We start from the raw sequence: 25,640 nt of genomic DNA, 5'->3' as shown, positions 1-25,640 counted from the left end.
CCCCTCCTAAGATTATTTACATTTCGTTGAGTAAGGTTTTATTTTTTAAATAAAGACTTGTAAGTGCACAATTCTTATATGTTCTGTTTATACAGTGTTTAACACAAAAAACGTTGATGTTAAATTCATATCAGAAGGTATTCAGTTTATTTTGAATTGAGTATGTTTAATGATAATTTAATACTCTAGAGTTTTTTCTAGGAGTATAAAACACTCTTTTTTTTGTTCTAATCATTTTTGTAAATAATGAAAAACATAAAATACACACTTATCATTGTTTTAGCCATATTAGGCATATTGCAGTCAAATTCACAAGAATTAGGAGAAGGACCTTTTTCTCAATTAATTATTAGAGGTGCCACATTAATTAATGGCAATGGAGCTCCTCCTAGAGGTCCTGTAGATATTGTAGTTGAAAAAAATATAATAAAGGATATTGTAGTAGTGGGATATCCTGGTGTAGAAATTAATTCCTCTAAACGACCAGTATTAAAAACTGGAGGCAAAGAACTTAATGCAGAAGGGATGTATGTTTTGCCCGGATTTGTGGATATGCATGGGCATATTGGTGGTAAAGCGCAAGGGGCAGATTCTGATTATGTTTTTAAATTATGGATGGCACATGGTATCACTACAGTGAGAGAACCCAGCGGAAGAGGAGTAGATTGGACAATGAAGCTGAAAAAATCAAGTGATAAAAATGAGATTGTTGCACCTCGAATTTTTGCATATACTGGATTTGGACAAGGTAGTAAATTGCCTGTAAGTACTCCGGAGATGGCAAGAGATTGGGTTCGGGAAAATGCAAAAAAAGGAGCTGATGGAATAAAGCTTTTTGGAGCCGCTCCAGAAATCATGAAGGCTGCTTTGGACGAAAATAAAAAACTAGGATTACGTTCTGCTTGTCATCACGCCCAAACTGATGTCGCTAGATGGAATGTTTTACATTCTGCAAGAGCTGGACTTACTTCTATGGAACATTGGTACGGGTTGCCAGAGGCATTGTTTGATGATAGAACGATTCAGGATTATCCACTCGATTATAATTATCAAAATGAGCAACATCGATTTGAAGAAGCAGGAAAATTGTGGAAACAAGCTGCAAAACCTTATTCTGATCATTGGAATAAAGTGATGAACGAACTTATAGAGCTAGATTTTACCTTAGACCCTACTTTTAATATTTATGAGGCTAGTAGAGATTTGCAAAGAGCACGCAGAGCAGAGTGGCATGAAACATATACATTACCTTCTCTTTGGCGATTTTATCAACCAAGTAAAATTTCTCATGGATCATATTGGCATGATTGGGGAACAGAACAAGAAGTCGTCTGGAAAGAAAATTATAAATTATGGATGACTTTTGTTAATGAATATAAAAATAGGGGAGGACGTGTAACGGTTGGGTCAGATTCAGGGTTTATATTTCAACTTTATGGCTTTGCATATATTAGAGAGTTAGAGTTGTTTAGAGAGGCTGGTTTTCATCCCTTAGAAATAATTAGAGCCGCAACGTTAAATGGCGCTGAAGCACTTGGTGTATCTGATAAAATTGGATCTGTAGAAGTAGGGAAATTTGCTGATTTTGTAGTGCTGGATGAAAACCCTTTAAAAAACCTTAAAGTTTTATACGGAACAGGAGCGATTCGATTAACAAAGGATAATGAGGTTATAAGAGCGGGAGGAGTAAGGTATACAATCAAAGATGGAGTTATATATAATGCCAAAGAATTGCTGGCAGATGTAAAGAAAATGGTTGATCGAGCAAAAAAGGAAGAGGGCTTTACGATTACTCAACCTGGTGTAAAAGAATGAAATTTATGTTTTTTAGAAAAAAAAGCGCCTGATATCAAATCAGACGCTTTTGTGTATATTAAAACTTTTAAGCTATGATGCTGTTTCAGTAACCTTAGAAAATATATCTGCATCTACTTGGTTTTTTATGAGATCATCAAAGGTTTCACGCTTACGAATCAAGTGAGCTTCTCCTTCATGCCATAATATTTCTGCTGGACGATAACGAGAATTGTAATTACTAGCCATAGAAAAACAATAAGCACCTGCATTTTTAAACGCAATAGTATCTCCTTCATTAATTTCTGAAATTCTCCTGTTCGTGGCAAAAGTATCTGTTTCACATATATATCCTACAATAGAATAAAAACGTTCTTTTCCTTCGGGGTTAGAGATGTTGATAATCTCATGATGAGAATTGTAAAACATAGGACGTATCAAATGATTAAAGCCGCTATCAATTCCAGCAAAAACAGTTGAAGTTGTTTGTTTCACTACATTTACTTTAGCTAAAAAATATCCAGCCTCGCTAACTAAGAATTTTCCGGGTTCGAAACCTAGAATAAGCTCTTTTCCATATTCTTTGCAAAAGGCATTAAAACGTTTAGTGAGTTTCTCTCCGAATTCTTCAATATCAGTTTCGATATCTCCTAACTTGTATGGCACTTTAAAGCCGCTACCAAAATCAATAAAATCAAGATCCTTGAAGTTTTTGGCAGTTTCAAATAATATTTCGCTGGCATATAAAAAGACTTCGATATCAAGGATGTCACTTCCTGTATGCATATGAATACCATTGATATTCATGCCTGTATTTTCTACGATTCTAAGGATATGCGGAATTTGATGTATTGAGATACCAAATTTACTATCAATATGACCTACAGAAATTTTGCTATTTCCACCAGCCAATACATGTGGGTTAATTCTAATACAAACAGGTACATCAGGATGTTTGGTTCCAAATTGTTCCAATATAGAAAGGTTGTCGATATTGATCTGAACACCAAGAGCAGAAACTTGTTCTATTTCTTCTAGCGAAACACCATTTGGAGTAAAAATAATATTACTAGCTTTTACACCAGCTTTTAATCCTAAATTCACTTCCTGAATAGAAACCGTGTCTAGCCCTGCGCCTAATGAATTCATTAGCTTCAGAATAGTCATATTAGACAGTGCTTTTACCGCATAATTCAGTTTTACCCGTTTGACCTTTTTAAATGCATTAGAAAGGCGGTTGTACTGTGAAATAATTTTTGAAGAGTCGTATACATAAACTGGACTCCCAAATTCTTTTGCAATTGCTAATAAATTTTCATTTTCCATCGTGTCACAAATTTAAGCCTACGAAATTATCAATAAATTTAGAGATAATGTCGTCTAATAAAGAAAAAATCTACCAATGTAGTAGATTTAGAGATTTTTAACGAGTGTTTAAGGGGCTTGTGCCTCGTTAATTAGTACTTTTATTAAAAAAATATGATACCTCTTTTTCCTTTACAGACCGTTGTTTATCCTGGAGAGCGTTTGCCTTTACATATTTTTGAAAAAAGGTATCAACAATTAATACAAGATTGTGAGGAAGAAGGAATTTCTTTTGGTATACCAACATATATTGATGACAAATTAGAGTATGGAACCGAAGTAAGACTTCAAAAAGTAGCTCAAAAATACCCAGAAGGAGAGAGTGATGTAATTTGTATTGGAACAAGAATCTTTAAAATAAAAAATTTTTATCAACAGTTTCCGGGTAAACTTTATGCTGGAGGTGAGGTCGAATTTCTAAAAGATAACGATAGTAGTCCAGAAGAACTTCAGGAAGAATTGCTTAAAAATATAGCTATCTTGTATGTAGAGTTAACTATAGAAAATCCACCGGTATTTGATATTCCCTTTGTAAGCTACCAAGTTGCGCATAAAGTTGGTTTGGCATTACACCAAGAATATCATCTGTTAAAACTTCGTACTGAATTTGAAAGGCTTAATTATCTTATTGGCCATCTTAAAATAACAATTCCCGTGGTGCGTGAGATGAATAGAGCAAAAGAAGTTATCAAAATGAATGGTCATTTTAAGAATTTTGATCCCCTAGATTTTGAGGATTTTGAGTTGTGAAAAATGAGTATTTTCTGAGTCATTTTAGGAATTAATTTAAGCTAACTTTTTTTACCGTAAAAGATTGGCACAGTAACTTCACTTTTCCTATTTTTGAAACTCCTAAAAAAGGCAAAAAAATAATAGTATGAACTTACACGAATATCAGGGTAAAGAGATATTAAACAGCTTTGGCGTACGTATTCAACGCGGTATTGTTGCGCAAAATGCAAATGAAGCTGTTGCTGCAGCAAAACAATTAACTGCTGAAACCGGAACAGGATGGCATGTAATCAAAGCACAAGTTCACGCTGGTGGGCGTGGAAAAGGTGGAGGTGTTAAGCTTGCTAAAAACCTTAAGGAAGTAGAAGAAATAGCGGGTCAGATCATAGGAATGAACCTGATTACTCCTCAAACTTCGGCAGAAGGTAAAAAAGTACACCAAGTATTGGTGGCCGAAGATGTGTATTATCCTGGAGATAGTGAACCAGATGAATTTTATATGTCTGTATTATTAAATCGTACTACTGGTCGTAATATGATTATGTATTCTACAGAAGGAGGAATGGATATTGAAACCGTTGCAGAAGAAACTCCCCATCTTATTTTTACAGAGGAAGTAGATCCAGCTGTTGGATTGTTACCTTTCCAGGCAAGAAGAGTTGCATTCAATTTAGGTTTAAGCGGAGGAGCGTTTAAAGAGATGACTAAATTTGTAATGGCTTTATATACAGCTTACGTTAAATCTGATGCATCATTGTTTGAGATTAATCCTGTTCTTAAAACTAGCGATGATAAAATCATGGCTGTAGATGCTAAAGTGACAATAGATGATAATGCACTATACCGTCATAAAAACTATGTAGATATGAGGGATATTCGAGAAGAAAATCCTATTGAAGTTGAAGCAAATGAGGTAGGTCTTAATTATGTTGACCTTGATGGTAATGTTGGGTGTATGGTTAATGGTGCAGGTCTAGCAATGGCTACCATGGATTTAATCAAGCAAGCAGGTGGTGAACCAGCTAACTTTCTTGATGTTGGTGGTACGGCAGATGCTAAGCGTGTAGAAGAGGCATTTAGAATTATCTTAAAAGATGATAATGTAAAAGCAATTTTGATTAATATTTTCGGTGGTATTGTTCGTTGTGACCGAGTTGCACAAGGTGTTGTAGATGCTTATAAGAATATGGGTGATGCAATTAAAGTGCCGATTATTGTTCGTTTACAAGGTACAAATGCAGATATCGCAAAAGAACTTATTGATAACAGTGGGCTAGATGTGCAAAGTGCTGTACAGTTTCAAGAGGCTGCTGATAAAGTACAAGCAGTATTAGCATAACAACTAATAATCTTATGTATATTAGAAGCGATCTGTTTAAGGTCGCTTTTTTTTGCATAAAAAATAAATGAAATAATGAATAAAGTTGAAGAGATAGTACATAGATTAGAGATGAATTCTCATCCAGAAGGTGGGTATTATAAAGAGACTTACCGAAGTGAAAGTATGATTCCTCAACATGTTTTAGGAGAAGGATTTACCGGAGCTCGTAATTATAGTACAGCTATTTATTTCTTGCTTACATCTAATAATTTTTCAGCATTTCACAGGATTAAACAAGATGAAATATGGCATTATTATGAAGGGTCTTCGTTATATGTTCATGTTATTGATCCTAATGGTAAATATAAAAGGTACAGTGTTGGGATAAATCTAGATCAAGAAGAACTACCTCAATTAGTAGTTCCTGCCGGCTGTTGGTTTGCTTCTAGTGTAAAAAATAAAGATAGTTACTCTTTGGTAGGGTGTACCGTAGCTCCTGGATTTGATTTTAGTGATTTTGAGTTAGCAGAAAGAAGTGCTTTAATTAAAGAATATCCAAAATATAAAGAAATAATCACTCAGTTTACAAGATAAAAAAATACCTGATTTACTAATCAGGTATTTTTTTGGAGTTTAATTCCTTGCCCGTTTAGGATAAGGAGGTCTTTTTCGTTCCTTTACTGGATTATTTTGGAGCTCCTTTAGGATAATTTCGATTGCTTTTTCTAATTGAGGATCTTTACCTTCTATTACTTCAGACGGGAGTTGTTCTACTTCTATATCTGGTGCGACACCAACATTTTCAACGATAAACCCATCTTCGGTCCAGATAGCTACATTAGGGGCAGTAACACTGGCACCATCAATAAATTCAGGAAAACCTAATACTCCAACTAAGCCTCCCCATGTCCTTTTGCCAACTAAAGTTCCAACTTTAAATTTTCTAAACATCCAGGGTAACATATCACCTCCAGATCCTGCAGTCTCATCAATAAGCATCACTTTTGGCCCCTGGATCGAAGCACTTGGAGTTTTTAGATCTCTACCATATCTGAAATTCCAATGTGATTGATAAGGATTCAGTAAAAGGTTAATATAGTAATCAGCTATTTGCCCACCGCCATTAAATCGTTCATCGATAATAATTGCTTTTTTATTGGCTTGAGGATAGAAATATCTTTTAAAATATTCATGACCTGCTGTAGTGGTGTTAGGTACATATACATAGGCAACTTGCCCGTTTGTCGCTTTGTTTACTTTTTTTAGGTTTCCTTCTATCCAATCACGATTTCGTAATGAATATTCACTAGTTACAGGTGTTACTTTTATGATTCTTGAACTAGTATAGTCTGGATTAGGTCCAACGGTTAATTCTGTTATTTTGTTGGCAGTATTTTCAAAAAGGCTAAAGATATTTTGGCTACTATTCAGATCTTTTCCATTTATCGCCAATAAGTAATCACCTTCATTAACATCGATACCGGGTTCTGTTAAAGGAGATCTTAATTCTGGATTCCAGTTAAGTCCTCCAAATATCTTTTTAAATTGATATCTACTATTTGAGATTATGAAATCAGCTCCCAAAAGTCCACCAGGTATACGTTTAGAGGTATTTAATTGTTCCCCGCTTCCCTGAAGTCTATGATGCCCAACCGACAATTCGCTGCACATCCATTGTATGGTTCTGTTTAGGTCATTTCTACAAGATAAGTGCGGTAAAAATTGAGCATATTTCTCTTTCATAGCTTCCCAATCAGAACCATGCATCCCAGGATCATAGAAATAATCCCTATTAATTCTCCATGCTTCATTAAAAATATTTGTCCATTCTTGTGAAGGATTGATTTTTACTTGAATATCTCTAGTTTTTAATACATTATCTCCATTTTTTGGTTTTTTACCTATTTCTGTAATTCCCCACGTATTCTTTTTATTGTACAACATTTTCTTACCATCAGAAGAAATCACGTAAGTGTCTAATTCCATAATTTCAGTGTCTTTACGCTCTTTTAGGTCGTACTGATGAAGTGTTGGAGATTCGTTATTATTATTTGTACTACCGGATATATATAATATTTTATTTTCTTCACCAGAGCTTAAGTCATAATACAATCCTGCTTTTATGGGTAAATCAATAATCCTGTTTTGTATTCCATTAAGATCAATCTGTATCGGTTTAGAAGTATCTTCTTTTTTAGAATCTTTATTGTCTTTAGATTCTTCTTTGCTATTTTCTTCTTTATGCTCTTCTTCATCGCTTTCTTTTACAAAAGGTGAAATTGTACCTTTCTGCAGTGTTACCAGGTATATAGAATTTGTAAGCGACATGTCTTGATTAGATAGGTCAAACCAATTTACCAGAGGTCCGGCATCTGTCGAAGCAGTAAAATATATGTATTTTCCACTAGCGTCAAAAACGGGGTCACTTACGTTACTTAAACCATCAGATATAGAGTAAGACTTTGAATCTTTAACGTTATACAAGAATATTTGTTCAAAATTGCTTTCTATGATTTTTGAGTATAAAATCCAATTAGAGTCTGAAGACCAATCTCCAAATAAGTCCCTAAAAGGTCCTGGATAATAATATTCATCGCTATTTATTTTGGTGATTTTTTTTGAAGTAATATCCAGGATGTATAGATTTCTTCCATTATCAGAAAAGCTAATCTTTTTACCATCGGGAGACCAGTTTGTATAGGCATAAAACCCTGTTCCTGAAACTTTAAATTTTTTGGTTTTACCCTTGCCATCTTGTGATTTAATATGAAGTTCATATTCTCCAGAAACATCAGAGAAATAAGCAATTTGTTTTCCGTCGGGTGACCATGCCGGATACTTTTCATGACTCCCTGGACTTAGCGTTAAATTTCTAGGATCACCTTTATCTTTAGGGACAGTTATGATTTCACCTCGATAATCAAAAACTGCTCTTTTTCCGGAAGGGGATATATTTGCAGAACGAATGTGCCGATCGCCTTTAACGTACCGCTCTCGTAGTTCTAATAAGTCTGTGCCGATGCCTATCTTTAATTTGGTAGTGTTTTTTTGTGTGATGTCATATATATGAAGATAACCAGCTTGTTCCAAAATAATTTTGTTCTCGTTAAGAGCAGCATTTGTGATAGGGAAATCATTATATTGAGTAAGTTGGTTTATTTCGTTTGAAGAAGTATTGTAGGAGAATAAATTAAACTCTCCATTTCTATCACTTAAGAAAAAAACTTCATTTCCTTTCCACATAGGCTGTACATCGTTACTTCCTCCATTTGGTTGAGGAATTTTAACGATGGATTTATCTTTAAAAGAAAATAACCAAATATTTGCGGTTGTTCCTCCTCTGTAATTTTTCCATTGATGAAAACGTTCTCGAATAGGGGTGTAGGCCATATAATTTCCATCAGGAGAGTAAGTCGCATGCCAGGCATTAGGTATTTCTAACTCAGTTGGATATCCTCCGTTAATAGAAATTTGATATAGTTTTGAATACCTGTTGGTGTGAATTGCTCTTTGTGAATTAAATAATACAGATTTGCCATCAGGAGAAAAATTAAGAGTATTATCTCGTCCAGGATGCCAGGTAAGTCGTTTAGGTATTCCGCCATTAACAGGAATTATAAATACATCAACATTACCATCATACTCCGCACTAAAAGCAATATGCCTACCGTCTGGGGAGAAAACCGGATTGGATTCAATACCCTTGTCTATGGTAAGTCTTCTTGGTTGAGTGCCATCGAGATTGGCAACCCATAAATCTTCTGCATAAATAAATGCAATATTTGATTTGCCTATTGTAGGTTGATGCATCATTCTGGTATCAGTAGGATCGATAGAAAATGATTGTAGTGGGATAAAAGCTAAAGTAAATAATACTATGAGCTTAGAGAGTGTGAAATTAAACTTCTTCATTATTGATATAAATATTTGTAATCTTGGTGTGATATAAGCTAGGTGAAAATACAGTTTTCTCAATGGTGTTTTGTTAATCATTTTTTAAATTATCAATTATCATTTTTTTGAAGCTTAATAGAAAGGTGATATCATAAAAAAAGTACAGAAGAACGAAGGTTTTTGATTTTGTTTTTCCCTAACTAGTATTTGTTAGTTTGTTAACATTTGTTAAATGTAAGGTTATGGTGTAACAAACTTATGGTTCTCGTTGTCTTATAGGTATGAATCAATAAAAAACGAATAAATCATGAAAAAATTAAATGTAGTGCTTTTGGCCATTGCATTTGCAATAACAAGTGTTGCAAGTGCCAATACAAATCCAACAACTAAAGCACAAAATGTTATTAACAAAAAAGTAAAAACATTATTAAAGAAGCCTTCTTTTAAAATAGCAAAAGAATTGACAGCTTATGTAACCATCACTATAAATGATGAAGGAGAAATGGTAGTATTATCTGTTGATACAGATAGCGAAGAATTAGAAAGCTTTATCAAGCACCGTATAAATTACAAAAAAGTAGGAGCGCAGGTGTATGCTGATACTAAGTTATTCAAATTACCAGTTCGTTTGGTTGAAGAATCAGCCTCGTTTGATGGAGGAATATTGTTATAAAACATTAGGAAAAATTGTTAAAATCCCGGGATTCATCAACCGGGATTTTTTTGTTTAGATACTTTACCAAGAGTAAAACTTATTTGATTTATGGATTTCTATTTGCCAATTATATAGTTGATACTTACTGTAGCTAACTCAGAATTTGGAAATTTAGAGAAATATTTTGAATCACTTTGCAGACCAACTTCTTCAATTATCTTTAGAAAGGAATCAATTTCCAAAATATATTGATCAGAAAAACCATGAGTTGCATCATATGCTGTAGCTGCAGTTTTACCAAGACTTTGAGAGGTTAGGTTTGGTGCTATGGTATGCAGTTCAATAACAATTAAACCAAATTTGGTAATATAGGGTTCCCATTTCTGAAAATGGTCTTTTAAATTACGTTCTACATCATTATTATGTAATCGTTTTCCGCGATAGCTAAAAGCTCCCGTAGATTGACTAGGTGCGTCAAGTTGAGATACTGGTTCACTCCAAATTCTATTATGATCAAGAAATGTTCTCACAGACAATAGATCCTTTAATTCAATAGTGTAATTTTCTTTTAGGTCTTTTTGAAGTAATTCGGGATCACTAATATCTCCCCAAATAACTTTTGCCCATATGTCTGCCTGAATTAGATTTGCTCTGGTAACTTTTAAGGCTGCTTTATTATAATCTGCACCAACAAGAAACAAAGGATAGTCATCGAGGTGTTTTCCTCGTAATGTTTTTGAAGCTATTACTTCAAAAAGATGAATTAAAAATGCTCCGTTACCACAACCCATATCCAAAATCCCTTTAGGTTGTTCATTCAAAGGTTTATTGAATAAACTAATGATAATTTCGTCAATTTTTTTAAAATAAGTAGTGTGTGCACCCCCGCTTCCCCAAACATTCATTTCACGATCTACATGAGTTTCGGTATCTTTTTCAGAGTTCCATAATACATTAGGGTCTCCAAATAGTAAAGAGTCCATTTGTCTAAACATAGGAATATAAGAAACGGTAACTCCATATGCAGAAGCTCTTTTGGCAAAAAACAATCCTTTATTAGTAAACGTATAATTAGTACCTGACTTGCTAAACCAGCCCAAGTGGCTCAAAAATGTAAGAATGGTATCGAAGCTTTCTGGAAATTTATGATATTCATCAGCACTAAAGGAGGCTTCCATGAAGTATTTGTGAAACATACCTCCCATACCTAAATGTACTGTGGTAGGTCCTACTAAAATCCCTTCAATATGTTTAAGAATTTGATCCTGAATTTGAGTAGTTGTTTTATCCTCTGAAGGTAAGAGGTCAAAACGATTTGTATATTTTTTAAATAACTGTTCAAGTTTTTGAAATGGATCCATTTCGAATTTTCGAGGATGAAATTTACCCGAATATTCCAGTAGATTTACAACATCTTTATAAATATGAAAATGATCAAAGGCTGATTTAGAGATAGAATTGGTCTGTATTATTATTTCATCATTATCTATGGTGTATTCTAACCAGCCCTGGGCACTCAATATACGTAGTGCTACATTAAGGTATCCTTCATTAACTTTTTTTGCTTCAGAAATTTGTGAAATAGATGTTTTCTTATTCTCCAGAAGATAATCTGTAATGTTGTTTTTATGTAAAGAATATGCGACTGGAGCAACCGCAATTCCATCTAAATGACGAAAAAGTTCTTCTCTATATACTTGTTTTTCTTCGATAGATAGCATAGATACTTAATTTAACGGTTGTAAGTTTGTTAACTTCAACCAAATTAAGCATTTATTTTGAAGTGCAATATCCTATTTTGTATTCTTATTGCCTGGAGAGGTTTTCTTTTTTTCAGGCATTGGACCTCTTAGGTGAATAATTAGTCCATTTAAAAAGTTGCGAAGAATTTGATCTCCGCATTCCATGTATTTTGGGTGATTTTCATTTCTAAAGATTGCACCTAATTCACTTTTAGTTACCTTGAAATCAACTAATGCACAAACTTTTACAATATCATCATCACGCAATTTGTGTGCGACTCTAAGTTTCTTAAAAATGTCATTATTTGTTAAACCCATAAGGCAAAGGTATATTTTATAATTGAATTGATATAAGATATGCGAAAGGATTATTTGATGAAGCATGTAATTAGTTGAAATTTATTATTTTCGACAAAAAGTAAAAGGAATATATGTACAGTAAAGAAGAAAAATTGAGTTTACTTTCAGAAATGGTAGAATTTGCAAAAGTAGACAAGGAGCTTAAAGAACAAGAGTATAATTTTATTTTGGCAGTAGCAGCACAACTTCAAATTACAAAAGAAGAGATAGATGCTTTGGTAGAAAAAGAAGCTAAAAAAAAGAGTTTGCAACCAGAATCACAGAGAATTCTTCAATTTCATAGATTAATTTTGTTAATGAATGTAGATCAAGAGACCTCTCAGGTAGAAATTCATAAAATCAAAGAAATAGGATTGCATATGGGTTTAAGGACAGAGGCTATTGATACAGTTCTTGAGAAAATGCATGATTATCCAAATAAAGTGATTCCTCCAAAAGAATTAATTACAATTTTTACCAGATTCTATAATTAGAACATATTAAAAACACCATGCTTATATGGTTAAGTGTGATTTTGTTTAAAAAATTTATAGTGAAAACAATATTTAACCCACAAAATTCCCTTTGTGGGTTTTTGTTTTTATGAGGTTTTGTCATTCTAATAGTAAATAAATTTGACAAAATGTCATTTTCTGATAGTGTATTTATGACATAATGTCGTAAAAATATTAATGGAACTCTAATTGCTATATACTCATTGAAATTATGATTTAAAATAATCTTTAAAATAAAATATAATGAGTTTACTTAAAAAAACAGACAGATTACCTTTCCTTTTTGATGATTTTTTAGCTACCGATTGGTTCGGAGGAACAGCTAATATTGGTAAAATAGCAAATAATACTCCTGCAGTAAATGTAAAAGAAACAGATGAAGATTTTTATGTTGAGCTTGCTGCTCCAGGTCTATCAAAAGAAGATTTTAATATCGAATTGGATAACGACGTGCTTGCAATTTCTTCAGAAACAAAGTCAGAAAAAGAGACTTCAGAAAATAAAGGTAAATACACGCGAAAAGAGTTTAGTTATAGCACATTCAAAAGATCATTTAGCTTACCTGATACAGTAGAAGGTACAGGAATAGAAGCTTCGTATGAAAATGGAGTACTGTTGGTAACGATACCAAAAAAAGAAGAAGCAAAGATACAACCTAAGAGGTTGATAGAGATTTCATAAAGTGATTTGATTTGAGATTTTATTTAGTTAGTTAATGTTGTAAAAACGCCTTTTGTAAAAAAGGCGTTTTTGCTTTTTATGGTTTCATGTCTACCATAGAAAAGATATTTTTGAAATTTGAATTATTTTTTGTATTATTATGATATCAAAATGATATTATTATGAAATATGAAAACAAAATGAAACCAAATAATGGTTATATAGTATTAGGAGTATTGGTATTGGTGATCATTTCAATGCTATTAGGGATTATTTTCACAGAGAACCCTTTAATTCTTGCCTTATTAGTTGTAATAGTTTTTATCATTAAGGGCTTTTTTATTGTTAATCCAAATAGTTCTAAAGTTATGGTGCTTTTTGGAGCATATATAGGAACAGTAAAGGATAATGGCTTCTTTTGGACTAACCCTTTTTATTCGAGGCAACGAATTTCTTTGCGAGCCAGAAACTTCTATAGTGAACGGGTAAAAGTGAATGATAAAATTGGGAATCCAATCTTGATTAATGTAATTTTGGTGTGGAAAGTAGAGGATACTTATAAAGCAGCCTTTGATGTTGATCAATATGAAGAGTTTGTGAGAGTACAAACAGATGCGGCAGTTAGAAAACTTGCGGGTTCCTATCCTTATGATAATTTTGCCGATGGACAACATGAGGTAACATTGTTATCAGGGATGGATGAAGTAAATGAAGCTTTGGAGAATGAAATTACAGAACGTTTGGCTATTGCTGGAATACATGTCATGGAAGCTAGAATAGGGTATCTTGCCTATGCTCCAGAAATTGCAAGTTCTATGTTAAAGAGGCAACAGGCAGTTGCTATAGTTGCTGCGCGTAAAAAGATAGTAGAAGGAGCAGTGGGTATGGTAGAGGATGCGTTATCTAAGTTGTCAAACGATAACATTATTGATTTTGATGAAGATAAAAAGGCATCTATGGTAAGTAATCTTATGGTTGTTTTATGTGGAGATAAAGAAGCGACTCCTGTAATTAATACCGGTACACTTCATTCATAATATATGAGTAAGAAAAAATCATTTGTTCTTAGAATAGACCCTGAAACTTTTAAGTTAATAGAGAAATGGGCAGATGATGAGTTTCGTAGTGTTAATGGTCAATTAGAATGGATGATACATAAAAGCCTTAAAGATGCTAAACGATTAAAAACCAAAAATAAAGATAATTCAGAAGAGAAATAATACTATGTTCCTTAGTATAATGGTATAAAACACCTTTTTTTACAAAAGGGTGCTTTTATTTTAATGTATTTCTTTTTGTTATAAATCTAACCACTTTTTGAAATTAGAAGTTCGCTCTCTCGATACAATTACATTATCATCATCCGAAGGCCTTAATTTTAAGAGTAATCTACTGTTAAAATAACTATGAATTTCAATAACGGCTTTAACAGAAACCATAAACTTTCTATTGATTCTAAAGAATTGTACAGGGTCTAAAATATCTTCTAACTGGTCGATAGAATATTCTATAGGGTAATGTTGATCTTTATGTGTGTGTAAAAAAATCAATCCTTCATCAGATTTAAAATATGCGATGTCGTCTACACTAAAAGTGTTAAATTGATTACCGACTTTTACCATAAATCGTTTCTTAAATTCTTTAGAAAACAGGTTTTTAATTCGCTCAAATTTTTCATTTTCTATAGCTGTGCTATCATTAGGGAGGTTTTTTCTATATTTTGTGAGTGCGTTTTTAAGATCTTTTTTGTCAATAGGTTTTAAGAGATAGTCTAAACCATTATATTTAAAACCTCTAATTGCGTATTCGTTATATGCAGTAGTAAATATGACTGGTGGATGATCTGCTAAAGTGTCAAGAATATCAAAACCATAACCATCATTCAATTGAATGTCTAAAAAAATGAGATCAGGTAAAGGGTTATTGTCAAACCAATGTTTACCGCTCTCTACAGAAGTAATCTGACCTGCAATTTCTATTTCTGGAGCAAGTTCTTCTATAAGACTAGCAAGACGTCTAGAAGCAATATTTTCATCTTCAATAATTATAGCGGTCATATTATGAAATTTTTACAATGGAAACTTCTTTAATGTTTTTTGATAAAAGAGGAATAGTGACTTTAAAATAGTCATTCTCTGCTGTTACCATAACTTTTTGATTGGTATAAAATGAATATCTCTTTTCTATATTTTTAAGACCCAATTTTGTGGATTCTTCTTTTTGCTTTCTTATATGTAAATTGTTTTGGATAATAATATGATTATTATCTGTAGAGATAATGTTAATCTCTAATGGTTTCTCTTTTGAATAATAATTATGTTTTAGTGCATTCTCCACCAACATTTGTAAGGTTAATGTTGGAATTAGGTATTCATTTTGATCAACAGAAATATGAGTAGTAATGCTTAATGCTCCTTCATGTCTAACATTCATCATAAATATAAATGAATCCAAGAAACTCAATTCTTTTTTAAGACTCACTAGGTCTTGTTCGCGGTTATCCAGAATATAACGATAACATTTTGCTAGCCTAGATACAAAGTCAGATGCCAAATCTCTATCTTCATACATGAGAGAGGTTAATGTATTTAAACTATTAAATAAGAAATGAGGACTGATTTGATTTTTTAAAGATTTATATTTAGAAGCCATGGCTTCTTTCTTTAATAGATTCATGGTATTTTCTAATTCTTTTTTTTGTTTGAGAGCATAATAAAAAAGATTAAAAAGAATCGCCGTAAACCCGAGAATAATAGCCCTGAAAAAATCAATTCTAAATCGTAGCCATGGATTGTGAGCATCAATGTTACAAATGTTTTCGAATTCGAAGATAGCTAGATAATATACCAAGGCAATAACAGGAACAACGATCGCCATATTAACGGCTATAATTTTCATTCCGTTATGCATATCCAGGCTGCTCCCTAGTTTGGATTTTGTTGCTCTCTGTATTAACCAATCATTAGTCTCCCAGGCAAGCATGAGAAGAAAAAAAGCACTACAATAATAAAAAATCCCTGGACCATCAAATGGACTACCATCATCATCATGATCTATAGTAAACTTTACCAAAAAGTAAATCAAGTTTACAATAAGAAAACGAATGGTAAATTTTTTCATGTAGTTTTTTGAAATCATACAGTATACTGATAATTAGTACTGGTAAAGATACATAAGTAGTTTTTTAGAAATTAATTACACGTTCCTGAATTGTTGTATTAAATGTTGAATTGTAAGTATTCGACTTTAATTTGAAAATGATACTCCTATTAGCGCTATTAACAATTGGTTCTTGTTTTTAGACATTTCAAACACTAAATCATCAATCAAGTGTTTTTCGTTTTTATCTGGGGTAGTAAGATTGCACATTTGATCAAAACTAAAAGATCATGAGAAAACTTATTTATGTCGTATTCATTTTATTAAATGTGTTTGCAAATGCGCAGACAGGAATCATTAAAGGCTTGGTTACAGACAAGCAATCAGAATCACCTTTACCAGGTGCAACCATAGAACTTTTGCAAAGTACTACACCTATTGGTATAATAACTGATGATGATGGATATTTTAGATTAGAGAATGTTCCGTTTGGGAGACAGACTATACGAATAAGTTTTATAGGTTTTGAATCTATAACAATACCTAATATTGTAGTAACCTCGGGGAAAGATGCAGTGGTTAATGTTTCTTTAATAGAATCTTTTGCTCAACTTGATGAGATCATAATTACGAATAAAAATGCCAAAGCCAAAGCAATTAATAAGTTGGCATCTGTCTCTGCCCGACAATTTGGAGTAGAAGAGGTGACACGTTTTTCTGGTGGTAGAAGTGATGTTGGACGTTTGGCAGCAAATTTTGCTGGAGTTTCTTCACCAGATGATAGTAGAAATGATATTGTGATCCGTGGTAATTCGCCAACGGGATTATTATGGAGGTTGGAAGGAGTACCTATTCCAAGTCCGAATCATTTTTCTACAGCAGGTACTACAGGAGGTCCCGTATCGGCATTAAACCCCAATCTTTTGAAGAATTCAGATTTTATTACTTCTGCATTCCCTTCAGAATACGGAAATGCAATAGGAGGAGTCTTTGATCTTGGGTTTCGAAAAGGAAATATTGATGATTATGAATTTACAGGTCAGGTTGGTGTTTTTACTGGAGTAGAAGCAATGGCTGAAGGACCTTTAGGGAAAAATAAAGGATCATTTTTAGTAGCAGGAAGATATTCTTTGATTAGCCTAGTAGGTGGTGGAGCTGGAGGTACATCAGCAACTCCAAACTATAATGATGTGTCTTTCAATATAGATTTTGGAAAAGGAAAACTAGGGAATTTTTCCGTATTTGGAATTTTAGGAAATTCTGATATCGAATTTTTAGGAGATGATATTGATGAAGATGATCTTTTTGCAGCAGAAGATGAAAACACATTTGTAGAATCTGGCTTTGGTGTGGTTGGATTGAAACACCAAATAGCAGTTGGGGAGAATTCTTTTTTAAGGACTATAGCCTCGAGCTCTTTTAGTACTAATGATTTTAAAGCTGATCGTTTTATTGATAAAGATACTCCTCAAGAAAGAAGTATACGATATACCGAAGCAGACAATACAGAGACACGGCTTACATTTTCAACATTGTTTAATACTAAACTTAGTAATAAAGCAACATTAAGAACCGGAGTTTTGGTAGAGAATTTTAGAGTAGAGTTACTCGAGCGTGATCGAGAAGAACAAGCTGATATTAATGGCGATGGAGATCCGGATTTATTTACGTTTAGAGACATTGATGAAAATTTAACCATTATACAGCCTTATATACAAGGGCAACTTAGATTAACAGAAAAATTAACACTTAATGCAGGAATACACGCACAATATAGTAGTCTAAATGAACAATTTGTTTTTGAACCTCGTGCTGGTCTTAATTATAAGATTTCAAAAAATCATACATTAAGTTTTGGATATGGTTTGCATCATCAACCAGTCTCGTTACCATTATTATTTTTGAATGAAGAGATTAATGGTCAGTTGGTACAAACAAATAAAGAATTGGATTTTGTAAGAAGTAGTCATTATGTATTGGGCTACGATGTGAGAATTGGTAATGGATGGAGAGGTAAGGCAGAGGTATATTATCAGGATATAGATAATGCAGCTGTAGAATCTTTTTCCTCTAGCTATTCATCATTAACAGAAGGAGCAGATTTTGGATTTGAAAACGATAGGGTGTCATTAGTTAATGCAGGTACTGGTTTTAATCAAGGGATAGAACTAACATTAGAAAAATTCTTTAGTAAAGGGTACTATGGATTGTTAACCGCTTCCTTTTTTGAGAGTAAATATGAAGGAAGTGACGGTATAGAAAGAAATACTCCTTTTAATAATGGACAAGTAATTAATTTTTTAGCAGGTAAAGAATTTAAAATGGGGAAAGCTCAAAAAAATGTATTGTTTTTTGATACTCGTTTAACTTTTTCTGGAGGAAGATATTTTACTCCGGTCGATTTAGCGGCATCTCAACAAGCAGGTTTTGAGATTTTACAGGAAGATATAGCTTTTAGTGAACAGTATGATGATTATTTTAGATGGGATGTAAAGTTTGGATACAAAATTAATAGCAAATCAAAAAAACAATCTCATCAGTTTTACATTGATCTTCAAAATGTAACAGGTAATGAGAATGTATTTGAACGTCGATATAATCGTTTAACAAATAGGGTCGATCAGGTAGATCAAACAGGTTTTTTCCCTGATGTTGGGTATCGATTTCAGTTTTGATTTAGTAAAAGTTTAAAAATGAGCAGAATAAAGGGGTAACAATAATTACTATAGTTTTGGGCGTGATTATTGTGGGGTTTATAGAACTATCTAATCAACCTTCAAAGCATAATTTCATGAAAAGTGAATTAAATAAAATAGAACACTATCTCATTCATCGAGATAGTTTAAATAAAGAAGTTTCTAAAGTGGCAGTTGCCTGGCATTTGGATCATAGTCTTAAAGTGATCAATAAAATTTATGACTCTTTAAAAGATTCTAATCCAGATATGTATAAAAATAAATTTAGTACCGCTCGTACATTATCTTTTACGTTTGGATATATACCAAGAGGAAAAGCAGCCGCGCCACTATCTGTTCAACCTCCAGATACCATAATGACTGCTGATATTGTTTCGCAGTTAGTAGAAGCCAGGGAGAAAGTAAGAAAAATAGAATCGTTAGATGATCAGTCCAATTTTAAGCACCCGGTTTTTGGACAGTTAAATAAAAAACAAACTAAACGATTTTTGGAAGTGCATACTAAACATCATTTAAAGATTGTGAAAAGTATTTTAAAAGAATGATTGTTGTGTACTATCCTTACAAGATCTGTATTTGATTAGTTAAAAGGGTAAATACTTTGTGTTAAGAGTTAAATATATCCTTAATGCGTATGATTTTCTATTAGTTAACTCAAATGCATTAAGGATATATCTTATTAGAATATTGTTGTTTAGGCAAACGCTTTTTAATTCTTATGTTGGATAAGAGAAGTTACTTTTTTTGAATTGTAATACAAGGCTGTTATTATTGCTATGGGTAATCCTACCAAAATCATATGCCAGATAATACCTATAGATGCTAAACCAAGATCAAAAGGACTTTTTGGGATATTGGTATATGGTAAAATTAGTAAATTCATTACCAACCAAATACCTAACCCAAATATCAATCCCGAAATAGTTTTGTGGTTACTTAAAAACTCAATTTTTGGATAGAGAAAGAAATAGATGATGGCACAAGTATATGCGATTAAAAAATGAAAGAATGTTCCAGTAATTATCATAAAGATTCCTCCATCAATGGCTGTCGGACCATAAATTCCACTAGCAATGAATTGTAATACTTGTAAAGGGTTTAATTCAAAATAGAGATAATATACCAATATTCCTGCAATAGAATCTAGAATTCCGGCAACTAATCCAGACCATAAAATGGTTTTAAAGGATGATGATGATTTTGTGAAATTGAATAATGAATTTATGAATGTCATGATTATTATATTTAACTGTTTATAAATCATGACAAAAATGAAGAAGTATATCTATAACAAAAATCAGGTATATTAATAATTTATATTCAGATAGTTGAACATTTTGTTTTATTCATGAGCGAGTTGATTTCGTATTTCACTTAAGTATTGTTTTGTAATCCCAAGATATGATGCAATCATGTATTGCGGAATACGTTGATCTAGTCGAGGGTATAATGCTGAAAAAGCGAGGTATCTTTCTCGAGCATCTAAACTAAAGTTTCTCACAATTCTTTTTTCAGATGCTACAAAAGCATTTTGTATAATCAATCTGAAAAAACTTTCAAATTTTGGAATTTGATTAAATATTTCCTCAAGTGTGGTAGAGGAAAACTGAAATACATCGGTATTTTCAAGACATTGAACATTATAATCTGCAGGTGTTTTATTAATAAAACTACCCATGTCTGCAGTCCACCAGTTTTCGATGGCAAAACGAATAACGTGTTCTTGACCTCGTTGATCTACATGATAAGTTCTAAGACATCCTTTGATGACAAAACTATCATAGTTACAAATGTCTCCTTGTTGAACAATATATTGGCCTTTTAAGTACTTTCGATGTTTTAAAAAAGGGATTAGAATATCTTTTTCATCAGTTGTTAATGAGATAAACTTAGAAAGATATTGGAAGAATATTTCTTGATCCATGCGCTATGATTAAAGCTAACGTTTCGTATGAATCCGTTGCATTATTTATGAACTAAGTTAACTAAAATAATAGTATTTTTTATATCCTAATGATGTGTTTGTAGAACGGTATGAGTTAGTTTTTTACAGGTTAATTTTTTCAACAATTAGATGTTTGTATACCGTTCACTTTCTATTGAATAGTAGTGTACTAAAGACTTTTTCTTACATTTATTGAAATGATAATTGTATTACTTAGAGGATGAAAGCATTAGAAGAGATTACTTGTAGAGTGTCAAAAAAAAGAGCTGTCATTATTAGATCCACAGATGCCAATGTTTCTTTGAGTAATGAAGTTTTTGCAATAAATTGGTTTAATACCAAAAATAGATCACTATACAATTTTTATAATCTTCTAGCTGCAAGAAGTGTATATAAAGTAGGAGCAAGGCCTATTTTTAAAGGAGAAATAACTAAAAAACTTATAGGTAATTCTGATCAACATAGAGAAATGTTATTAATTGTTAAATACCCATCGGTTGCTAGTTTTAAGAGCTTGTTGGATAACTTATATTTTAAGTTAATTAGTGTTTTTAGGATTAAAGCAGTGCAGGATTTTAATTTTGGATTTAGTTCTAAAAATGACTTAAGTTTTAATAAAACAAAGGATAAATCAAAAATATATATAATCCATCATTATCAAGGTAAAGTTGATCATGTATGGTTACAGGAAATGATTAACCTTGCTTCTAAATATAAAGTGCATCTCTTTTATTCTGGATCAATTTCTTCTCGATTGTATGTTAAAGATAAGAAGAAAGAAGACAAAACAATTCCATGTATGTTAGATGGTGTTTTAGTTTGGTACGCCGATACAGAAGAAGATATAACCTCTTTTGTTGTTGATAAAACGTATAAAAACCTTCTTACTCAGGTAGCTAACTCTTACGTCGGAATACTAAAAAGATCCCTCTAACGCTTAGAAGAGATATTTCGATGTTAATATAAGTTTTCTAATATAGAATTATACATTATCAAAAAACTATACCATTGATTTATTACAATACGAAGATTTCTCAAAATCTCTGATATTTATAGAGAGTATAGGAACATCTGGGAACATAGATTTTAAAGTAGTCACGATTCTTCTGGATAGATCAGCTTTTTGAGCATCGGTTCTGCCTTCCATAATATTACCAAAAATGTGTATGAAATCATCGCTAGTATTTCCGATAGTATAATATTTAAATGGATTTATTCTTACCTTAATATCTCCTTTATCAAAAAGATCTGTAGACTCTGCTGTGTCATATACTGCTTGAATAATTTCTTCTGGGGACCTGAGTTTAATAATGTGTTCAGAACAGTCTAGTACAAAATGTGGCATGTTAGAATTTTTGTATAAAAATAATTAAAAGAAGTAGTAATATGAATTGAGTTTTCATAAAAAACTATTAATAAAATATTCTTGTTATACATCAAAAAAATCCCGACATTTTTTTGATGTCAGGAAAAGTGATTTTAGGGTTTAGAAGAGCATTTTTAATGGTTCTAAAGGACCTAGTGGGATATATTCAAAATCCAAAAGACCTTCTTGTACTAGAGGAAGTTGATCAAGTGTTTTTCTTGCTTCTTCTATAGATTCACATTCAAGAATAAATACAACTCCGGGTCGGTCTTTTCTAAAATAGAAAGTTCTGATTTTTTCTTCCAAATATAAATTTATAGTAGCGGCTAGTTCCTGTGGTAAATGTGGAGTAAGTATTTCATCGTTTACTCCTTCTTTCATCTTGTCAATTGCTAAAATTTGCATTTTTTAAATGGTGTTATTATTAGACATTTTATGTATGAGTTTTTCTCCAACCTTTGGATTGAGAAGAGAAAAGGGTATTCTTAAATTCGGGTAAGTGTTGTTGTTTTTCAAAGTGTTTAATATTCAGAGGTGATGTGAGCATTGCTTTTATCATAAAAGCAATTGCTTTTAATTTGTTTTTCAACGTTTGTTTGGTAATGGATTGAGGGACTAAAAGTTTTCTGATAATGGTTTCAAAATCATCTGCTTCTTTTCCAACAATATCTTGTACAACTGTTGTGGGGGCATTGTTTTCCCAAGTTCCTAAGCGTCCTTCATTTATATAATATGGGATTTGAGAAATATCCATTTTGGGGTATTTATAAGCTTTTAAAACTTTTGTAATCATTTTATCTGAGAGTTGACTGACAGTTATTTTTCGTCCAATCACTTTCTCTATCGTCGCTGCCATTTGCGCTGCAGAAAGTAACTCCTTACCTGTTATTCGATAGATTTGATTAACATGATTTTTTGGAGCCTTTAAGATATGAGCAGCAACCAAACCAATATCTTCGCTGGAAGGAGGTGCGTTTTTTCCAAAATCGGGGAACATTCCAAATTGAGTTAGAGGGTGAGGTGTCATAACATATGGAAATGCAAAAAGCCCTGGATTGAGGATCGTAAGATTAGAAGTTGATCTCTTAAATATAGTGTCTACAAGAGCATGTTCTTTGGTGTAGATACTTGGATGTACATGAGAACTTAACCATTGCGTTAATAAAACCACATGCTCTAATTTTAATTCATCTGCAACAGTAGCAAAAGTAGCTCCTTGAAAAAGGATATTGGGATATGTGGGCACAAAATATGTTCGCTGAATACCTTCTAACGCTTTGCGCACATCTCTAATGTCACACATATCACCTATAAAAATTTCGGCTCCAAGGTGCTTGAGTTCTTTTGCCTTTTTTGAATTAGCGTTTCTTACAAATGCTCTAACAGGAAATCCTAATGTTAGTAACTCTTTGGCTGCAGGGAAACCGGTATTTCCGTTTGCCGCAGTGATTAAAATTTTTGGTTTCATTGTCGAATTATTTTGGAAGTACTATGAAGCAATGTCATGATGTATCTATAATACCTTTTGTTTTCAAAAGTTTATAGCACAAAAATAGATTGATGAAACAGTAAGAAGTATTAGAATTGGCTCAATTACTTTTGTGATTGGCTCATTCTGTACTGCGATGGAGAAAGTGTGTATTTTGCTTTAAACGAACTGGAAAAATGCGCTAAATCGTTAAAAAGACAGTCATATGCGATATTGCGTATGGGTTGGTTGGATATACTAAGAAGTGTAGCGGCTTTTTCTAAACGTCTATTTTTTATATAATTTGCAGGACTATCGTTATAGATTTTTCTGAATTCTCTTTTAAAAGAAGCCAAACTGTGATAAGATAATTTTGCAAGATCAGATACCGTAATAGGAGAAAAAATATGGGCTTCTATCACCTCCTTTAATGAAAAGGATTTTGGCGAAAACAAATTATACATGATTTTGATAATATTGTCGGCATCTTTGGTGTTTAATAAAAGTAGGATGATTTCTTTAAACTTTAGGATTAATAGTTCTTCACTGGCAAGATTAGGGTTTTCAAAATAAAATAGAAGGCCGTCAATATATTTCCGAATTAGAATATCAGACTGTACTAGTGCCATATTAGAACTATAAGAATATTGTTCTTTGTTCGTTAGGAATGCAGGTACTTCTTTCTCATAGATTTTTTTAAGTACTTCGGGGTAAAAGTGAATGGCAACAATTCCACATTGTTTTGTTTTAGGGTCAGGGATTACATCATACATATAATTTCCACACTTCATCAAAACACCTTCGTTTTGATTTACAACGAGATGTTCTTCCTCAGAATATGAATTGCTAATACCTTCAGTAACATATAAAAAACACGCCTCATTTTCTAATGGGTTTGGGTTTTTGAACGGAGGTGTTACTACAGCTTTTTCAAAAACTTTCTTATTAAATAGTGTAATGGTATGATGCTCTATTACCATTTTTTTATTCACTTATAGTATGATGATAGTCGATTAAAAGCATTTAATGATTTTGAAAATATTGATCAAGTTCTAAAAGTTTCTTTTCTTTTTCTGTATCGGGTAACCAACTAGCTTTAAAACTATTCTTTACAAGCTCAGTAATTTGCTTTTTTGAAAGATCAAGAGCTTGTGCAATACCCCAATAATTTTCATTCATATACCCGCCAAAATAGGCTGGATCATCAGAGTTAACAGTTACCAAAAGGTTTTTATCCATCATTTTTAAGATGGGATGATTTTTTAAATCTGTAACGACTTTTAATTCTAAATTAGATAGAGGACATAGGGTAAGGGGTATCTGTAATGCTGCGAGTTTTTCTACAAGAACTTCATCATCAAGGCAACGATTTCCATGATCAATACGAGCTACATGAAGCAAATCCAGCGCTTCCCAAATATATTCTGCCGGACCTTCTTCTCCAGCATGAGCTACGGGGGTGAAACCTTCTTCTCTGGCTTTTGCAAAAACACGTTCAAATTTTGATGGGGGATTCCCTACTTCTGAAGAATCTAAACCAACTCCGCCGATCCATTCCTTAAAGGGTAAAGCTTGTTGTAATGTTTCAAAAGCAGAGGATTCATCGAGATGTCTTAAAAAAGACATAATCAGAACATTTGTTATTCCTAACTTCTTCTCACCATCCTGTAAGGCTTTATAAATTCCATTAATTACTGTATCAAAAGAAATGCCTCGGTCAGTATGAGTTTGGGGATCAAAGAAGATTTCAACATGTTCTACATTTTGCTCATGCACTTTGGTAAGGTAGGCCCAGGTAAGATCATAAAAATCCTGTTCTTCAATTAAGACATTGGCTCCAGCATAATAGATATCAAGGAATTCCTGCAGATTATTAAAACTGTATGCATTTTTCAATTCATCAACAGTAGTATATTTTATTTTCTTATTGTTTCTTTTTGCAATTTCGAACATCAATTCGGGTTCGAATGTTCCTTCTATATGTAAATGAAGTTCTGCCTTAGGGATTCCTTCAATAAATTTTTCAATTGAAATGCTACTCATAGTAGT

Annotated in this window: 25 protein-coding genes; 12 read left to right on the top strand and 13 right to left on the bottom strand. The window is 32.6% G+C overall.

The window, feature by feature from the left end; all coding sequences use genetic code 11:
- Window positions 1-246 precede the first annotated feature (246 nt).
- Window positions 247-1,815, top strand: coding sequence for an amidohydrolase family protein (locus PQF96_RS03005; RefSeq protein ID WP_143915504.1), 1,569 nt, complete (start codon window positions 247-249; stop codon window positions 1,813-1,815).
- Window positions 1,816-1,887: 72 nt separating this feature from the next.
- Here PQF96_RS03005 and lysA read toward each other — a convergent pair whose 3' ends face one another.
- Entirely contained in the window at window positions 1,888-3,120 is a 1,233-nt protein-coding gene (lysA, locus tag PQF96_RS03000) for a diaminopimelate decarboxylase (RefSeq protein ID WP_143915505.1), read from the bottom strand.
- A gap of 153 nt (window positions 3,121-3,273) precedes the next feature.
- Between lysA and PQF96_RS02995 the strand changes: the two genes are divergently transcribed.
- The 3 genes from PQF96_RS02995 (at window position 3,274) to PQF96_RS02985 (ending at window position 5,806) form a co-directional block, all read left to right on the top strand.
- Complete coding sequence (locus PQF96_RS02995) at window positions 3,274-3,909, top strand: LON peptidase substrate-binding domain-containing protein (RefSeq protein WP_109437123.1); 636 nt, start codon at window positions 3,274-3,276, stop codon at window positions 3,907-3,909.
- A 127-nt stretch (window positions 3,910-4,036) separates the two neighbouring features.
- Window positions 4,037-5,230 (top strand): ADP-forming succinate--CoA ligase subunit beta, encoded by a 1,194-nt coding sequence (gene sucC, locus PQF96_RS02990; RefSeq protein ID WP_109437122.1) that lies wholly within the window; start codon window positions 4,037-4,039, stop codon window positions 5,228-5,230.
- Between the two features lie 75 nt (window positions 5,231-5,305).
- Complete coding sequence (locus PQF96_RS02985; RefSeq protein WP_143915507.1) at window positions 5,306-5,806, top strand: cupin domain-containing protein; 501 nt, start codon at window positions 5,306-5,308, stop codon at window positions 5,804-5,806.
- A 39-nt stretch (window positions 5,807-5,845) separates the two neighbouring features.
- On the opposite strand, the gene PQF96_RS02980 is transcribed toward PQF96_RS02985, so the two are convergent.
- Complete coding sequence (locus PQF96_RS02980) at window positions 5,846-9,124, bottom strand: S41 family peptidase (protein ID WP_271765040.1); 3,279 nt, start codon at window positions 9,122-9,124, stop codon at window positions 5,846-5,848.
- A 289-nt stretch (window positions 9,125-9,413) separates the two neighbouring features.
- Here PQF96_RS02980 and PQF96_RS02975 point away from each other — a divergent pair, with 289 nt between their 5' ends.
- Window positions 9,414-9,779, top strand: a complete 366-nt coding sequence (locus tag PQF96_RS02975; protein ID WP_271765039.1) for a hypothetical protein — start codon at window positions 9,414-9,416, stop codon at window positions 9,777-9,779.
- Window positions 9,780-9,877: 98 nt separating this feature from the next.
- Here the strand turns inward: PQF96_RS02975 and PQF96_RS02970 are convergent, their stop codons facing one another.
- Both PQF96_RS02970 and PQF96_RS02965 read right to left on the bottom strand, forming a co-directional pair.
- Window positions 9,878-11,482, bottom strand: a complete 1,605-nt coding sequence (locus PQF96_RS02970; RefSeq protein WP_271765038.1) for a class I SAM-dependent methyltransferase — start codon at window positions 11,480-11,482, stop codon at window positions 9,878-9,880.
- Between the two features lie 72 nt (window positions 11,483-11,554).
- Window positions 11,555-11,821 (bottom strand): DUF1456 family protein, encoded by a 267-nt coding sequence (locus PQF96_RS02965; RefSeq protein WP_271765037.1) that lies wholly within the window; start codon window positions 11,819-11,821, stop codon window positions 11,555-11,557.
- 113 nt (window positions 11,822-11,934) lie between these two features.
- On the opposite strand from PQF96_RS02965, the gene PQF96_RS02960 reads away from it, so the two are divergent.
- The 4 genes from PQF96_RS02960 (at window position 11,935) to PQF96_RS02945 (ending at window position 14,237) form a co-directional block, all read left to right on the top strand.
- Window positions 11,935-12,336, top strand: a complete 402-nt coding sequence (locus tag PQF96_RS02960) for a TerB family tellurite resistance protein (RefSeq protein WP_271765036.1) — start codon at window positions 11,935-11,937, stop codon at window positions 12,334-12,336.
- Window positions 12,337-12,600: 264 nt separating this feature from the next.
- Window positions 12,601-13,038: an Hsp20/alpha crystallin family protein gene (locus PQF96_RS02955; protein ID WP_271765035.1), complete on the top strand. Its 438-nt coding sequence runs from the start codon at window positions 12,601-12,603 to the stop codon at window positions 13,036-13,038.
- Window positions 13,039-13,199: 161 nt separating this feature from the next.
- Entirely contained in the window at window positions 13,200-14,054 is an 855-nt protein-coding gene (locus PQF96_RS02950; protein ID WP_271765034.1) for an SPFH domain-containing protein, read from the top strand.
- 3 nt (window positions 14,055-14,057) lie between these two features.
- Window positions 14,058-14,237 (top strand): Arc family DNA binding domain-containing protein, encoded by a 180-nt coding sequence (locus PQF96_RS02945; protein ID WP_109437113.1) that lies wholly within the window; start codon window positions 14,058-14,060, stop codon window positions 14,235-14,237.
- A gap of 78 nt (window positions 14,238-14,315) precedes the next feature.
- On the opposite strand, the gene PQF96_RS02940 is transcribed toward PQF96_RS02945, so the two are convergent.
- Window positions 14,316-15,074 carry a LytR/AlgR family response regulator transcription factor gene (locus PQF96_RS02940; protein WP_271765033.1) on the bottom strand — a complete coding sequence of 253 codons (759 nt, stop codon included), beginning with the start codon at window positions 15,072-15,074 and terminating at the stop codon, window positions 14,316-14,318.
- Window position 15,075: 1 nt separating this feature from the next.
- Window positions 15,076-16,137, bottom strand: a complete 1,062-nt coding sequence (locus PQF96_RS02935) for a sensor histidine kinase (protein ID WP_271765032.1) — start codon at window positions 16,135-16,137, stop codon at window positions 15,076-15,078.
- 269 nt (window positions 16,138-16,406) lie between these two features.
- On the opposite strand from PQF96_RS02935, the gene PQF96_RS02930 reads away from it, so the two are divergent.
- The gene (locus PQF96_RS02930) at window positions 16,407-18,791 is read left to right on the top strand and encodes a TonB-dependent receptor (protein WP_271765031.1); all 2,385 of its coding nucleotides are present in this window, start codon (window positions 16,407-16,409) and stop codon (window positions 18,789-18,791) included.
- A gap of 116 nt (window positions 18,792-18,907) precedes the next feature.
- Window positions 18,908-19,357, top strand: a complete 450-nt coding sequence (locus PQF96_RS02925) for a DUF1569 domain-containing protein (protein WP_271765030.1) — start codon at window positions 18,908-18,910, stop codon at window positions 19,355-19,357.
- Window positions 19,358-19,521: 164 nt separating this feature from the next.
- On the opposite strand, the gene PQF96_RS02920 is transcribed toward PQF96_RS02925, so the two are convergent.
- Window positions 19,522-20,046 (bottom strand): DUF1440 domain-containing protein, encoded by a 525-nt coding sequence (locus PQF96_RS02920; RefSeq protein ID WP_271765029.1) that lies wholly within the window; start codon window positions 20,044-20,046, stop codon window positions 19,522-19,524.
- Between the two features lie 108 nt (window positions 20,047-20,154).
- Window positions 20,155-20,736, bottom strand: coding sequence for a Crp/Fnr family transcriptional regulator (locus tag PQF96_RS02915; RefSeq protein ID WP_271765028.1), 582 nt, complete (start codon window positions 20,734-20,736; stop codon window positions 20,155-20,157).
- A gap of 241 nt (window positions 20,737-20,977) precedes the next feature.
- Here PQF96_RS02915 and PQF96_RS02910 point away from each other — a divergent pair, with 241 nt between their 5' ends.
- Complete coding sequence (locus PQF96_RS02910; RefSeq protein ID WP_143915516.1) at window positions 20,978-21,691, top strand: hypothetical protein; 714 nt, start codon at window positions 20,978-20,980, stop codon at window positions 21,689-21,691.
- A 66-nt stretch (window positions 21,692-21,757) separates the two neighbouring features.
- On the opposite strand, the gene PQF96_RS02905 is transcribed toward PQF96_RS02910, so the two are convergent.
- The 5 genes from PQF96_RS02905 to PQF96_RS02885 all read right to left on the bottom strand — a co-directional run bounded on the left by PQF96_RS02905 (window position 21,758) and on the right by PQF96_RS02885 (window position 25,634).
- Window positions 21,758-22,102, bottom strand: a complete 345-nt coding sequence (locus tag PQF96_RS02905) for a 5-carboxymethyl-2-hydroxymuconate Delta-isomerase (protein WP_109437104.1) — start codon at window positions 22,100-22,102, stop codon at window positions 21,758-21,760.
- A gap of 141 nt (window positions 22,103-22,243) precedes the next feature.
- A complete protein-coding gene (locus tag PQF96_RS02900) occupies window positions 22,244-22,528 on the bottom strand; it encodes a hypothetical protein (protein WP_271765027.1) in 285 nt (94 codons plus the stop codon).
- A 28-nt stretch (window positions 22,529-22,556) separates the two neighbouring features.
- On the bottom strand, window positions 22,557-23,591 hold the full coding sequence (locus PQF96_RS02895; protein ID WP_271765026.1) for an NmrA family NAD(P)-binding protein: 1,035 nt from the start codon (window positions 23,589-23,591) through the stop codon (window positions 22,557-22,559).
- A gap of 125 nt (window positions 23,592-23,716) precedes the next feature.
- Window positions 23,717-24,571: a helix-turn-helix transcriptional regulator gene (locus PQF96_RS02890; RefSeq protein WP_271765025.1), complete on the bottom strand. Its 855-nt coding sequence runs from the start codon at window positions 24,569-24,571 to the stop codon at window positions 23,717-23,719.
- Between the two features lie 43 nt (window positions 24,572-24,614).
- A complete protein-coding gene (locus PQF96_RS02885) occupies window positions 24,615-25,634 on the bottom strand; it encodes an adenosine deaminase (protein WP_271765024.1) in 1,020 nt (339 codons plus the stop codon).
- Window positions 25,635-25,640 lie beyond the last annotated feature (6 nt).

The sequence above is a fragment of the Aquimarina algiphila genome, assembly GCF_947494415.1.
GTDB classification, from domain to species: Bacteria; Bacteroidota; Bacteroidia; order Flavobacteriales; family Flavobacteriaceae; genus Aquimarina; species Aquimarina algiphila.
Note: the sequence above shows the minus strand (reverse complement) of the source record. Positions and strands in the feature narration are given on the sequence as shown.